Source organism: Nocardioides kribbensis, assembly GCF_015070375.1.
GTDB classification, from domain to species: domain Bacteria; phylum Actinomycetota; class Actinomycetes; order Propionibacteriales; family Nocardioidaceae; genus Nocardioides; species Nocardioides kribbensis.
Genome location: NZ_JADCLL010000002.1, coordinates 575,248 through 588,043 on the forward strand (window position 1 = coordinate 575,248; position 12,796 = coordinate 588,043).

Annotated in this window: 15 protein-coding genes; 7 read left to right on the plus strand and 8 right to left on the minus strand. The window is 75.5% G+C overall.

Features of this window, described 5'->3' with window-relative positions; genetic code table 11:
• Positions 1 to 26: 26 nt before the first annotated feature.
• From IR170_RS08290 to IR170_RS08300, 3 genes are read right to left on the minus strand one after another with little or no spacing between them, the layout of a single operon-like run.
• Complete coding sequence (locus IR170_RS08290; RefSeq protein ID WP_193661972.1) at positions 27 to 887, minus strand: NmrA family NAD(P)-binding protein; 861 nt, start codon at positions 885 to 887, stop codon at positions 27 to 29.
• Complete coding sequence (locus IR170_RS08295) at positions 884 to 2,113, minus strand: cytochrome P450 (RefSeq protein ID WP_193661973.1); 1,230 nt, start codon at positions 2,111 to 2,113, stop codon at positions 884 to 886. Before IR170_RS08295 ends, IR170_RS08290 begins: the two co-directional genes overlap by 4 nt.
• Complete coding sequence (locus tag IR170_RS08300) at positions 2,110 to 2,640, minus strand: GNAT family N-acetyltransferase (RefSeq protein WP_193661974.1); 531 nt, start codon at positions 2,638 to 2,640, stop codon at positions 2,110 to 2,112. Before IR170_RS08300 ends, IR170_RS08295 begins: the two co-directional genes overlap by 4 nt.
• 50 nt (positions 2,641 to 2,690) lie before the next feature.
• Between IR170_RS08300 and IR170_RS08305 the strand changes: the two genes are divergently transcribed.
• Positions 2,691 to 3,332 carry an MBL fold metallo-hydrolase gene (locus IR170_RS08305; protein WP_193661975.1) on the plus strand — a complete coding sequence of 214 codons (642 nt, stop codon included), beginning with the start codon at positions 2,691 to 2,693 and terminating at the stop codon, positions 3,330 to 3,332.
• 11 nt (positions 3,333 to 3,343) lie between these two features.
• Entirely contained in the window at positions 3,344 to 3,850 is a 507-nt protein-coding gene (locus tag IR170_RS08310; protein WP_193661976.1) for a GNAT family N-acetyltransferase, read from the plus strand.
• Here the strand turns inward: IR170_RS08310 and IR170_RS08315 are convergent.
• A complete protein-coding gene (locus IR170_RS08315) occupies positions 3,813 to 5,123 on the minus strand; it encodes an isochorismate synthase (protein ID WP_319804973.1) in 1,311 nt (436 codons plus the stop codon). The two genes, IR170_RS08310 and IR170_RS08315, sit on opposite strands and share 38 nt — an antisense overlap.
• A gap of 59 nt (positions 5,124 to 5,182) precedes the next feature.
• Here IR170_RS08315 and IR170_RS08320 point away from each other — a divergent pair, with 59 nt between their 5' ends.
• Positions 5,183 to 5,830, plus strand: a complete 648-nt coding sequence (locus tag IR170_RS08320; protein ID WP_193661977.1) for a hypothetical protein — start codon at positions 5,183 to 5,185, stop codon at positions 5,828 to 5,830.
• Between the two features lie 19 nt (positions 5,831 to 5,849).
• Here the strand turns inward: IR170_RS08320 and IR170_RS08325 are convergent, their stop codons facing one another.
• The 4 genes from IR170_RS08325 to IR170_RS08340 form a co-directional block, all read right to left on the minus strand.
• Positions 5,850 to 6,704, minus strand: coding sequence for a serine/threonine-protein kinase (locus IR170_RS08325; protein ID WP_193661978.1), 855 nt, complete (start codon positions 6,702 to 6,704; stop codon positions 5,850 to 5,852).
• Positions 6,701 to 8,488, minus strand: a complete 1,788-nt coding sequence (locus IR170_RS08330; protein ID WP_193661979.1) for an ABC transporter ATP-binding protein — start codon at positions 8,486 to 8,488, stop codon at positions 6,701 to 6,703. Before IR170_RS08330 ends, IR170_RS08325 begins: the two co-directional genes overlap by 4 nt.
• Positions 8,489 to 8,603: 115 nt before the next feature.
• A complete protein-coding gene (locus IR170_RS08335) occupies positions 8,604 to 8,747 on the minus strand; it encodes a hypothetical protein (RefSeq protein WP_156697935.1) in 144 nt (47 codons plus the stop codon).
• A gap of 190 nt (positions 8,748 to 8,937) precedes the next feature.
• Entirely contained in the window at positions 8,938 to 9,852 is a 915-nt protein-coding gene (locus IR170_RS08340) for a L,D-transpeptidase family protein (RefSeq protein WP_193661980.1), read from the minus strand.
• A gap of 205 nt (positions 9,853 to 10,057) precedes the next feature.
• On the opposite strand from IR170_RS08340, the gene IR170_RS08345 reads away from it, so the two are divergent.
• The 4 genes from IR170_RS08345 (at position 10,058) to IR170_RS08360 (ending at position 12,758) form a co-directional block, all read left to right on the plus strand.
• A complete protein-coding gene (locus IR170_RS08345; protein ID WP_193661981.1) occupies positions 10,058 to 10,747 on the plus strand; it encodes a demethylmenaquinone methyltransferase in 690 nt (229 codons plus the stop codon).
• A gap of 301 nt (positions 10,748 to 11,048) precedes the next feature.
• Positions 11,049 to 11,408, plus strand: coding sequence for an NADH-quinone oxidoreductase subunit A (locus IR170_RS08350; protein ID WP_193661982.1), 360 nt, complete (start codon positions 11,049 to 11,051; stop codon positions 11,406 to 11,408).
• A gap of 28 nt (positions 11,409 to 11,436) precedes the next feature.
• On the plus strand, positions 11,437 to 11,991 hold the full coding sequence (locus IR170_RS08355; RefSeq protein WP_056864825.1) for a NuoB/complex I 20 kDa subunit family protein: 555 nt from the start codon (positions 11,437 to 11,439) through the stop codon (positions 11,989 to 11,991).
• Positions 11,988 to 12,758: an NADH-quinone oxidoreductase subunit C gene (locus IR170_RS08360; protein WP_193661983.1), complete on the plus strand. Its 771-nt coding sequence runs from the start codon at positions 11,988 to 11,990 to the stop codon at positions 12,756 to 12,758. The genes IR170_RS08355 and IR170_RS08360 overlap by 4 nt, the downstream gene beginning before the upstream one ends.
• The last annotated feature ends 38 nt before the right edge of the window (positions 12,759 to 12,796 follow it).

Consider the following 12,796-nt stretch of genomic DNA (forward strand, 5'->3'; position numbering starts at 1 on the left):
GCCGTGACAGCCGGGCCGGCGGCGGCTCAGGCCAGCGCCTGCTCCAGGGTGCGGGCGTCGTGGCCGGTGACGCGCCGCACGTCGTCGGTGACCCGGGCGCACGAGCCGTCGGCGATGGCGGTGTAGGTGCTGACCCAGGCGTCGAGCTGCCAGTCCTCGGCGTCGTAGGCGGCGCGCCGCGAGGCGTAGGCCTGCTCCACGCCCTCGTCCTCGAAGCGCAGCTCGCGGCCCAGCACGGCGCCGGCGCGGGCGGCCACCTCGGTCATGGTGAGCGCCTCCGGCCCGGTCAGCACGTACGTCGCCCCCGCGTGGGCGGCCGGGTCGCGCAGCACCGCGGCGGCGACGTCGGCCACGTCGGCGCGGGCCACGGCGGCGACCCGGCCCTCGCCCGCGGGCCCGCGGATGACGCCGGCCTCGTCGGCGAAGAGCGGCAGCACGTCGACGTAGAAGTTGTCGCGCAGGAACGTGAAGCCCATGCCGGTCTCCGCGGCCGCCTCGCGGATCGCGGTCTCGGCGTCGTGGTGGTCGCGCCCGAGGGTGAAGGTGGCCTCGGGATCGGCGCCGGCGAAGGAGGTGTAGACCAGGTGGCGCACGCCGGCGTCGGCGGCGGCCCGCACGAAGGTGCGGTGCTGCTCGCGCCGGTCGACGGCCTCGGCCGCGGAGACCATGAGGAGGGTCTCGACCCCGCGCAGGGCCTCCAGCGACGCGGCGTGGTCGGCGTAGGTGCACTCGCGCACGTCGCAGTCGACGTCGGGGGCGCGCGAGGCGTCGCGCACGAGCAGGCGCAGGTCGAGGCGGAAGTCGGCGCCCGCGAGCTGCGCGGTGACGAGGCCGCCGAGCGCCCCCGTCGAGCCGGTGACGCCCACGGTGCGGGTCAGGTCGGTCATGCGTCCTCCTGGACGTCGAAGCGGATCGGGAAGCGGAGCGCGCCGGTGTTGCCCGACACGGGCAGCCAGGTGCCGGGGCCGTCGGGGCGGGCCCCGGGCAGCCGGCGGGCGAGCAGGGGCAGGGCGACGGCCATGTCGGTGCGCGCGACGAGGTGGCCCAGGCAGTGGTGCACCCCGGCCCCGAAGCCGGCGTGCGGCGGCCGCTCGCGCCGCGCCTGGGCCTCGATGTCGAAGGACGGGTCGGCCATCGCGGCCGGGTCGGTGCCGGCGGCGTGGGAGAGCACCTGCACGATGCCGCCTGCCGGCACGCGCAGGCCGCCGAGGTCGACGTCCTCGAGGGCCTCGCGGGTCACCCAGGTGACGGTGGGGTTGACCCGCATCACCTCCTCGACGGCGGCGGCGCCGAGGTCGGGGCGCTCGCCCAGCAGCCGCCACTGGTCGGGGTGGGCCAGCAGCGTCTGCACGGCCAGGCCGATCTGGTTGCGGGTGGTCTCCATGCCCGCGAAGGCCAGGAAGACCAGCGCCACGCTGAGCTCGCGCCCGGTGAGCCGCTCGCCGTCGTCGGCGGCGCGCACGAGCGTGGTCACGAGGTCCTCCGGTGGGTCGTCCGGACCGGGGGCCGGGCCGGAGGCGATCCGGGCCCGCCGGTCGGCGACCACCTCGTCGACGTAGCCGGTCAGCCCCTCCAGCGCGGCCTCGATGCGCGGCAGCCGGGCGGCCACGTCGACCGAGAACGACGCCCCCAGGTCGTCGGCCCAGCGGGCCACCTGCGGCCAGTGCGCCTCGTCGAGGCCGAGCAGCACGCAGATGATGCGGGCGGCGTAGGGCTCGGCGAAGTCGTGGACGAGCTCGACGCGGCCGGTGGCGGCGAAGGCGTCGACGAGCTCGTGGGCCAGCGCCTCGAAGCGCGGTCGCATCGCCGCGATCGCGCGGCCGCGGAAGGCCGGGGCGAGCAGCCGGCGCACACGGGCGTGGTCGTCGCCCTCGAGGCTCAGCAGCGTCTCGGCCCACCAGTCGGAGAAGAGCCCGGAGTGGATGCCGTTCTGCGCCGGCCAGCGGGCGTTGCCCTGCGCGAAGCGGCGGTCGCGCAGCACCGCGGTGGCCTCGGCGTGGCGCAGCACGGCCCAGCCCCACGTGGTCTCGACGTACCAGTCGCGCTCGCGGGCCTCGAGCACCGCGGCGGAGGTGACGTCGAAGGACGGGTCGCCCAGGTCGAGCACGCTCACGTGCCGGCCCGCAGCATGCGCAGGTGGCGCCCGTCGTCGAGCTCGTCGACGGTGCCGTCGAGGCGGAAGCCCTGCCGCTCGTAGAAGCCGATGGCCCGGTCGTTGCCCGCCAGCACCCACAGGTACGCCGCGCGGTCGCCGATCGCCGCCTGCAGCAGCGCGTAGCCGACCCCGGTGCCCCACAGCCGGGCCCGCACGTAGAGCGACCACAGCTCGGTCGCGGTGTCGACGTCGCCGTCGCGGGCCGGGCCCGCGCTGGCGAAGCCCACCAGCTCCTCCCCGCCGCCGGGACCCGCCTCGACCGCGAGCCACAGCGGCTCCTCGCGCGGGCCGGCGAGGATGCCGCGCCAGCGCTCCACGCGGGCCGGCACGTCGGCACGGCGCTCGTCGAGCACGCGCTGCTCCACCAGCCCGGCGTAGGCGTCGTCCCAGACGTCGAGGTGCAGGTGGGTCAGGGCCTCGGCGTCCTCGGGCGTCGCCTCGCGCAGCCGCACGGCGGGAGCGGGTCGGGGGCTGCTCGTGCTCACCCCTGCATCGTAGGGACCACCCGGGTCGCGGGATGGCTACGGTGGGGGCCATGCGCATCACCAAGCTGGGCCACGCCTGCGTGAGGGTCGAGCACGACGGCGGGGTGCTGGTGGTCGACCCCGGGGTCTTCACCGACGCGGCCGCGGCCCTCGACGGGGCCGGCGCGGTGCTGCTGACCCACGAGCACCCCGACCACTACCTCGCCGAGCACCTGCGCCTCAGCGACGCGCCCGTCGTCACGATCAAGGCGGTGGCGGCCCGCATCCGCGAGGACGCCCCCGACGTCGCCGAGCGGCTCGTCGTGGTCGCCCCGGGCGAGCGCTTCACCGCCGCGGGCCTCCCGGTGCGCGCCGTCGGCGAGCGCCACGCGGTCATCCACCCCGAGCTGCCCCGCATCGACAACAGCGGCTACGTCGTGACCTGCGGCGACCAGCGCGTCTACCACCCCGGCGACGCCCTCACGCCGCCCGGCGAGCCCGTCGACGTGCTGCTCTGCCCGGTCAGCGCGCCGTGGCTCAAGGCCGCCGAGGCCATCGACTTCGCCCGCGAGGTCGGCGCCCCCCGGGTGCTGGCGATCCACGACCGCGTCTACTCCGAGGCCGGCCTCGACATCGTCGACGGCCACCTGCGCCGCTTCCTCGAGCCGGCCGGGAGCGCCTACACCCGGCTGCCCGACGGCGCCGACCTCTGAGCGGGGCGGCCGTGACGGCCTGGGTGCGACTCGAGCTCGACCTCGCGGCCTTCGACGAGACACCGTTCCTGCCCTGCCTCGACGCCGCGACCGCCGCCGGCGTCGCCCTTACCACGATGGCCCGCCTCGGCGACGGCGCACGGCAGCGTCGCCGCCTGGAGGCGCTCTGGGCGCGCTGCGCCGCCGACGACCCCGGCGCCGACCTGTCCGCGGGGGTGCCCGAGCGGTGCGCGGCGGCCTCCTACGACCCCCACGGCGCGGTCGTCGCGGTCGAGGGCGAGCACTGGGTGGGGCTCAGCGTCACCTCGCTGCGCCCGCTCGAGGGCTACGCCTTCGGCGAGATGACCGGCGTGGTGCCCGAGCGTCGGGGCCGCGGGCTCGCGGTGGCGATGAAGCTGGAGGCGGTGCGCTGGGCGCGCTCGCGCGGCCACACCCGGCTGCGCACCTTCCACCACCCCGACAACGCCGCGGCGATCGGGCTCAACCTGCGGCTGGGGGCGACGGCTCCGTCGCCGTGATGGCGTCGCGCACGGGCACGAACTTCGCCTGGGCCTCGGCCAGCTCCGACTCGGGGTCGGAGTCGCCGACGATCCCGCAGCCGGCGAAGAGGCGCACGGTCGAGCCGTCCACCGACGCCGAGCGCAGCGCGATGCCCCACTCGCCGTCGCCGGAGGCGTCCATCCAGCCGACGGGCGCGGCGTAGCGACCGCGGTCCATGCCCTCGATCTCGTGGATCAGCGCGGTGGCCGCCGCCGTGGGCGTGCCGCCGACCGCCGCCGAGGGGTGCAGCGCCTCGGCCAGCTGCAGCGACGAGACCGTCGCCGCGTCGTGCACCACGCCGGCGACGTCGCTGGCCAGGTGCATGACGTTGGGCAGGTGCAGCACGAAGGGCGCCTCGGGCACGTTCATCGACGAGCAGTGCGGCTCGAGGGCGTCGGCGACCGAGCGCACGGCGTACTCGTGCTCCTCGAGGTCCTTGGAGGAGCGGGCCAGCGCGGCGGCCAGCGCCAGGTCGCGCTGGTCGTCGCCGCTGCGACGGATGGTGCCGGCCAGCACCCGCGAGGTCACCAGCCCGCGCTCGCGGCGCACCAGCATCTCGGGGGTCGCGCCGAACATGCCGTCGACGTGGAAGGTCCAGCACATGGGGTAGCTCTCGGCCAGGCGGCGCAGGGGCCAGCGCACGTCGACCGGCGCGTGGGCGGTGGCGAGCAGGTCGCGGGCCAGCACGACCTTCTCCAGGTCGCCGGCCTCGATGCGGGCCACCGCGTCGGCCACCACGCTCATCCACCGCTCGCCGTCCAGGGCGCCGTCGACGAAGCTGATCCCGACCGGCACCGCCGGGTCGTCGGCGGGGGCCAGGTCGGGCGACCCGCCCTCCTGCTCGGCCGGGCCGATGGTCGTCACCCAGGTCAGGTCGCCGCGGCGACCCACGACCACCGACGGCACGACCAGCACGGAGTCGCCCGGCTCGTGGGCGAAGGCGAAGGAGCCGAAGCACACCAGGCCCGTGCCCGGCTCGTCGACCGCGTCGTGCTCCACCGAGCGCGCGACCAGCTCCGACCACCACTTCGCGGCGTCGGCGAAGCGGGTCGGCCCTTCGGTGCGCAGCTCGGCGGCGACACCCCAGCCGACGAGACCCTCGCCGCGACGCAGCCACGTGACCGGACGGTCCGCAGGCAGCAGGGACAGCAGCGAGTCGACGTGGCCCGGCTCGACCACGACGGTGCGAGCGACCAGGGGACCGGCGGCCAGACGGTCCGCGGTCGCGCCGGAGGTCTCGCTGGTGCTCACGTCTCGAGGGTACTCAGCCGATGGGCGATCCCGACCGAGGCGTGGGTAACGTCACCGCCGTGACCACCACTCCCACCATCGCTCGTACCCGCGTCGCCGGCGTCGTCCTCGGCGCCGTCCTGCTGGCCCTCATGGTCGTCTTCGCCGTCGTCCTGCCGAGGATCGACAGCGGCGCCGAGGAGCTCTCCGGCGCCGACAGCGTCGCGGCCCTGCCCGACGAGCTGCCGGGCGGCCTGCGGGCCCTCGACCTCGGCGTCGAGGCCCCCGAGGGCCAGGACCCGGCCCAGGCCGAGGAGCTGACGCAGCGCCAGACCGAGCTCCAGGAGTCGGCCGGCGAGCGGCTGGGCGAGGTCTTCGACGCCCCCGCCGAGGTCCGCATCTACGCCGACGAGGCGCTGCAGCGCCAGGCGGCCGTGGCCGTGGTCGGCGTGCCCGCCGGGCTGTTCATCCCCGGCGCCCTGCCCGTCGACCCGGCGCTGCTCGACCTCGCCCGCAGCTCCACCGAGCTCGAGCGGGTCGGCGACGCGGTGTGCCAGCTCACCTACGGGCAGAACGTGCCGGCCGGCCAGCCCGTGCCCGAGGACGACCCCGCCGGCGTGACCTGCCAGCTGGGGGCCGAGGGCACGACGTACTGGATCCAGGGCGGCGGGATCACCGCCGAGGAGGCCGTGGCCGTGCTCGACGACCTCGCCGGCTCCGAGGACTGACCCGGCCCGACCGGCCCGCTCAGGGCAGGCGCGTGCCGTCGTCGGCGTACGCCGCCAGGACGGCGCGCACGTCGACGAGCCGCGGACGGCCCGCGGGGTCGGGGTCGCCGCACGCCGCCAGCAGCGTCGCCAGCTCCGCCGGCGCGTGGGACGCCACCCGCACCGGGGCCGTACGCCGCGCCCGCCACCGCGCGGGGGGTGTCGGCTCCTCGCCGCTGAGCGCCTCGCGCAGCAGCACGCCGAGCCCCCACACGTCGGTCGCGGGCGCGAGGCCCTCGCCGGTGACCTGCTCCGGGGCGAGGTAGCCGGGGGTGCCGGCGCCCGGGCGGCCCGCACCGGGTCGCGCGGCCAGGCTCAGGTCGAGCAGCACCGCCTTGCCGTGCTCGACCACGACGTTGCCCGGCTTGAGGTCCAGGTGCAGCCAGTCGTGGCGGTGCAGGTAGCCCAGCACCGAGACCAGCTGCAGACCGAGCAGGGCGGTGTCCTCGACCCCCAGGGCGCCGTCCTCGACGACCGCGGCCAGGGTGGCGCCGCGCAGGGTCTCGAGCACGACCGCCGCACGCGGGTCGGTGAGCACGGCGTAGCCGCGCACCAGGTGCGGGTGGGTCAGCGTCGTCACGATGCGGCCCTCGCGCAGGACCCCGTCGACGACCTCGCGCTCGTGGCGGCGGTCGGCGCGCACGACCTTGACCACGCAGCGGCAGCCGCGCTCCTCGTCGTAGGCGTCCCAGGTGTCGAGGCGGCGTCCGTGGGCCAGGCGCTGCACCGCGCGGTAGCCGGGCAGCAGCGGCTCGCCGGGGGCGACCTCCGGCGCGGGTCCCGGCACGGCGTCGCGACCGCCCGCGAGGAGCCTGCCCGGGCGCGGCCCGCTCACCGGGACACCGCCGCGGCGACGGGCACGGGGTCGGCCGGGTCGGCCGGTGGGTGGTCGGCGAGGTCCTCGAGCCGCACGACGCGGTCGACGTACTCCAGGGCGAGCGGGTCGTGGGTGAGCAGCAGCACCGTGCGCCCCAGCGCAGGGTCGGTGACGGCCTCCAGCAGCCGGCGGGTGGCGTCGGGGTCGAGCCCGGTGGTGGGCTCGTCGAGCACCAGCACCCGGCTCTCGCGCAGCAGCGCGCGGGCCAGCGAGAGGCGCTGGCGCTGGCCGCCCGAGAGCGTGCGTCCGCGCTGTCCGATCCGGGTGTCGTAGCCCTGGGGGAGCCGCTCCACGAAGGCGTGGGCGTCGGCGGCCCGGGCGGCGGCGCGCACCTCGGCGCGGGTGGCACCGGGCCGGGCGTAGGCGATGTTGTCGTGGACGCTGGCGTCGAGCAGCAGCTGCTCCTGCAGCAGCAGGGTGACCGCGGCGCGCACGGAGGTGGCGGTGTGGTCGGCGACGTCGTGGCCGTCGACGGCGACCACACCGGCGTCGGCGGTGACCTGACGGGTCAGCAGCCGCGCGAGGGTCGACTTGCCCGAGCCGCTGGCACCCACGACCGCGACCCGCTCGCCCGGCGCGACGTGCAGGTCGAGCCCGCTGACGGCGTCGCGTGCTGCGCCGGGGTAGCGCACGGTCACGGCGCTCAGGTCCACGGCGCCCCGGCCGCCGGGCAGCGCGGTGGCCCCCGCCCGGTCTCCCGCGCGGGGCTCGTCGAGCAGCTCCACGAGGCGCTCGACGCCGGCGGTGGCCGAGAAGAGCGACGGCACCAGGTCGCTGAGGTCGCGCACCGGGCGGTAGCACTGCATGAGCAGGGTGAGGAAGGCCAGCAGCCCGCCGAGGGTGAGGCGGTCGGTGGAGAGCGCCCAGACCCCGAGGGTCACCACGAGCAGCACCCCGACCAGCTCGGCCAGGTCGACGAGCGGCAGGAAGAGGCCCCGCACGCGGCTGCCGGCCAGCTCGGCCGCGGCGATCGCGCGGTTCTGCCGGTCGTAGTCGGCGACGGCCTCGCGCTCGCGGCCGTAGGTCTGCACGAGCGTGGCGTTGGCCAGGCTCTCCTCGGTGATGCTCGACAGCGAGCCGCCGCGGCGGCGGCGCTCGCGCGAGACGTCGCGGGTGAAGCGGGCGAAGTGGCTGGAGACCCACCAGAAGACGGGCACGACCACGAGCGAGGCGAGCGCGAGCTCCCACTGCAGCCACAGCAGCGCGCCCACGAAGAGCACCAGCCGCAGCAGGGCGCCCAGGCCGGTGGCGAGCTGGCCGACCATGAAGCTCTCCACCGCGCCCACGTCGGAGGTCAGGCGGGCCATGGTGTCGCCGAGGCGGCGCCGGTCCTGCACCGTGGCGGGCTGGTGAAGGACGTGCTCGAAGGCGTCGCGCCGCAGGTCGACGAGGAAGCGCTGGGAGACCCAGGTGGACAGGTAGTCGTCGGCGCTGGAGACCAGGCCGCTGGCGAGGTTGAGCGCGAGGTAGGCCACGGCGAGGGTGAGGAGCGGGGAGAAGTCGGCCGGCACCAGCACGTCGTCGACGAGGCGCTGGAAGAGCACGATCTCGACGACCTCGATGGCCGGGGCGGCCGCCAGGAGCACCAGCCCGAGGGCCAGCCAGCCGCGCAGCGGACGCAGTCGTGGCCAGAAGCGGCGTACGACGGCGAGCACGGTCAGCTGCCGGGCCGCGTCGACGACGGGTGCGGCGTCGGCCGCGGGGCGCAACGAGGCGATCAGCCTCCGCCAGGCTCGGCGCATCGGGGGTCTCCTCCGGTGGTGGGAACGGCCGCGACGGGGGTGGCTCGCTGCGTGGGAGCCACCCCCGTCGTCCGGGTCCGCCGACGGGGGGTCGGCGGACGGGTGAGCCGAGGCCTCAGTTGGTGCGCGAGCGCGAGCGGCTGCGGTTGCGACGGTTGCGACGGCGGCGCCGGCGACGGCCGCCGTCGCGGCTGTCGGTGTCGGCGCGGCGGGCCATGGTGGCCGGCTTGACGGCGGTGAAGATGCTGGAGCGTGCCATGACGGTCTCTTCTCTCTCGTGCGGTCCGCCCGGCCCTGAGGCCGGGTCGGCCACCCCGGTGGGGTGACGAGAAGAACTCTGCGGCGGTGCGGTGAGGCACGCGTGAGGCGCCGATGAGAGGGCTCTCACCCGTCTCATCGACGCCTCACGGTCGGTCACGCGGCCGGCCCCGACCGCCGCCGGCACGGTCTCAGGACCAGTACACGACCACGTCGTCGCCCAGCCGGACCTCGTCGAAGAGTGCGGCGACCCCGGCGAGGTCGCGGGTGTTGACGCAGCCGTGCGAGGCGCCGGCGTAGCCGGTGGCGGCGAAGTCGGGGGAGTAGTGCACGGCCTGGCCCCCGGAGAAGAACATCGCGTAGGGCATCGCGGTGTCGTAGAGGCTCGAGACGTGGTCGCGGCTCATCCGGTAGACCTCGAAGACCCCCTCGCGGGTGGGGGTCCCGGCGGCGCCGAAGCGGGCGTCGAGGGTGCGCAGCACCTCGCCGTCGACGACCCAGCGCAGCGTGCTGGTGCTCTTGTCGACGCAGATCACCCGGCCCTCGAGGCAGCGCGGGTCGAGCGCACCGGCCTGCTGCGTGCGGCCCTCGAGCTCGGCGTCGGTGGGCTCGGTGGTCATGGCCAGCAGCCGGTCCATGGTGCGCTGGTCGACCTCGCCGGTGACCGGGATCGCGCGCTTGTCCTGGAAGCCGCGCACCGCCGCCTCCGTGATCTCGCCGTAGTGGTCGGTGAGCCCGGCGTCGAACCAGTCGATCTGGGCCAGCCGGGCCTGGAGCTCGCGCACCTCCGCGCCGTCGTCGCCGGGAGAGAGGAGTGCCGGACCGGGCACCAGCTCGGGTGTGGGGGACGGCGTGGCTGTGGCTGTCGGCGGCGGCGGCGGCGTGGGCGCGGTCGTGGCCGTTGGCGTCGACCAGGGGGCGGGCTCGGCCGCGGGACGGGCGGGCCGGCGCTCGGCCGCAGCGCCGGGTCGCGGGTCGGCGGCCCCCGCGCGGTCGGAGCGCTCGTGCCCACCGGACCCGCCGAGGGCGGTCGCGCCGAGCACGGCGACCAGGACGAGGGCCACGGCCAGGCCGAGGGCGAGGGAGAGGCGGCGCAGCAGGGGCATGGGAGGTCCTCGTGGTGTGTGGGTGGCCGACCGGGTCGAGCCGGTCACCAGGGAGACGCACGAGGAGGGCCTCCGGTTGCCCGGGTCCCGGCAGCGATCGCCCGGCGCCCTCCCGGCGCCCGCCCGATGGTGCGGTGCGGTGGTGCGGTGCGGGTGGTGGTGTGCGGTGGGGTGCGACGCCTGGACGCGGGCTAACCTCGGGGTCGTGGCCCGCGCGCAGCTCGACAAGCAACCCATCGACGTCCGTCGCATGTTCGACACCGTGGCGCGTCGCTACGACGTCACCAACGACGTGCTCTCGCTGGGCCAGGACCGCCGCTGGCGCCACGACGTCATCGAGGCCGTCGCGCCGGTCGCCGGCGAGCGCGTCCTCGACCTCGCCGCCGGCACCGGCACCTCGAGCGAGCCCTTCCACGACCGTGGTGCCACCGTCGTGCCGTGCGACTTCTCCCTCGGGATGCTCCGGGTGGGCAAGCAGGCCCGGCCCCACCTGCCCTTCACCGCGGGCGACGGCACGCGGCTGCCCTTCGCCGACGCCACCTTCGACGCCGTGACCATCTCCTTCGGTCTGCGCAACATCGTCGACCCGCTGGCGGGCCTGCGCGAGATGCGCCGCGTGACCCGGCCCGGTGGCCGGCTGGTGGTCTGCGAGTTCAGCCACCCGACGTGGGCGCCCTTCCGCACCGTCTACCTCGAGTACCTGATGAAGGCCCTGCCGCCGATCGCCCGGGCCGTCTCCTCGGCCCCCGACGCCTACGTCTACCTCGCCGAGTCGATCCGGGCCTGGCCCGACCAGCAGGGCCTCTCCGACCTCGTCGCCGAGGCGGGCTGGGCCGGCGTCGAGTGGCGCAACCTCACCGGGGGCGTCGTCGCCCTCCACCGCGCCACCGCCTGAGCCCACCCGAGCCCAGCCGGGCCCGACCCGGGACCGGCAGCGACCGACCGGGCCGGCCATGCCGTCGTCGACGGCCATTAACGCAAGCCCGGGGTGCGTTAAATCCGCAGGTCAGCGCCGCGCACGACTCCTCGCCGACGCGGAATGTGACCGGGGCCACCCCCGGGTCGCCACGCCCGCGAGCGAGTGGCAGTATGTGTCCTGCGCCACTTAGTGATTCTCTTCACAAGGCCACAAGGGGCTTTCGTCGGGCATCGCTCGGGGCGCGTCGACACGGACGTGTGCCACGGGAGGTCGGACGATGGAGCTCTACACACCGGTGCTGGTGCTGGCGGCCCTGGCCGCCGGCTTCGCCGTCTTCTCGGTGGCCGTCAGCACGCTGACCGGGCCCAAGCGCTACAACCGCGCCAAGCTCGACTCCTACGAGTGCGGCATCGAGCCCACTCCGCAGCCCGTCGGCGGTGGCCGCTTCCCGGTGAAGTACTACATCACCGCGATGCTCTTCATCGTCTTCGACATCGAGATCATCTTCCTCTACCCGTGGGCCGTGCGCTTCGACGCGATGGGCCTCTTCGGTCTGGTCGAGATGGTCATCTTCATCGCCACCGTCTTCGTCGCCTACGCCTACGTCTGGCGTCGCGGCGGCCTCGAGTGGGACTGATCCGCGTGGGACCGAGAGGACAGCACTGATGGGTATCGAGGAGAAGCTCCCCAGCGGCGTCCTGCTGACGACCGTCGAGGGCGTCGCGGGCTACATGCGCAAGGCCTCCTTCTGGCCCGCCACCTTCGGCCTGGCCTGCTGCGCCATCGAGATGATGACCAGCGGCGGCCCGAAGTACGACCTGGCCCGCTTCGGCATGGAGGTCTTCCGGGCCAGCCCCCGCCAGGCCGACCTCATGATCGTGGCCGGCCGGGTCAGCCAGAAGATGGCGCCCGTCCTGCGCCAGATCTACGACCAGATGGCCGAGCCCAAGTGGGTGCTCGCCATGGGCGTGTGCGCCAGCTCCGGCGGCATGTTCAACAACTACGCGATCGTGCAGGGCGTCGACCACGTCGTGCCCGTCGACATGTACCTCCCGGGCTGCCCGCCGCGCCCCGAGATGCTCATCGACGCCATCCTCAAGCTCCACGACCAGGTCCAGGCCACCAAGCTCGGCGCCAACCGCGCCGCGCAGATCGCCGAGCTCGAGGCCGAGGCGCTGACCGCGCTGCCGACCTCCGACCGCACGGGCCTGCTGCGATGAGCCCCGACGAGCCCACGCAGGGCGGCGCCCGCGGCACGGTCGACCAGGCCGCCACCGACCAGTCCCCGGAGAACCTCCCGGCACCGCCCGAGGGCCAGCCGGGCTCGCAGACGGTGCGCCAGGTCGGCGAGCGGCGCGGCATGTTCGGCGTCAAGGGCTCCGGCGACACCAGCGGCTACGGCGGCCTGCGCGCCGCCGTCCGCCACCCCGCCGCCACCGCGCGGCCCTACGGCGGCTGGTTCGACGAGGTCGCCGACGCCCTCGAGGTCGCGGCGCGCGACGCCGGCGTCGAGCGGGCCGTCGAGAGCGTCGTGGTGCACCGCGGCGAGATCACCTTCCACGTGCGCGCCGACGACCTCCTGGTGCTGGCGCGGCTGCTGCGCGACGAGCCCCGGCTGCGCTTCGAGCTGCTCTCGAGCGTGAGCGGCGTGCACTACCCCGCCGACACCGGCCACGAGCTCCACGTCGTGCACCACCTGCTGTCGATGACCCACAACCGCCGCATCCGCCTCGAGGTCGCGGTGCCCGACACCGACCCGCGGCTGCCGTCGCTGGTGCCGGTCTACCCCACGGCCGACTGGCACGAGCGGGAGACGTGGGACATGTTCGGCGTGCTCTTCGAGGGCCACCCCTCGCTGACCCGGATCCTCATGCCCGACGACTGGCCCGGCCACCCGCAGCGCAAGGACTACCCCCTCGGCGGCATCCCGGTCGAGTACAAGGGCGGCACCGTCCCCCCGCCCGACCAGCGCCGCTCGTACAGCTGATGCTCGCGCCGCACCGGGCCGTCCGGCCCCCCAGCCAC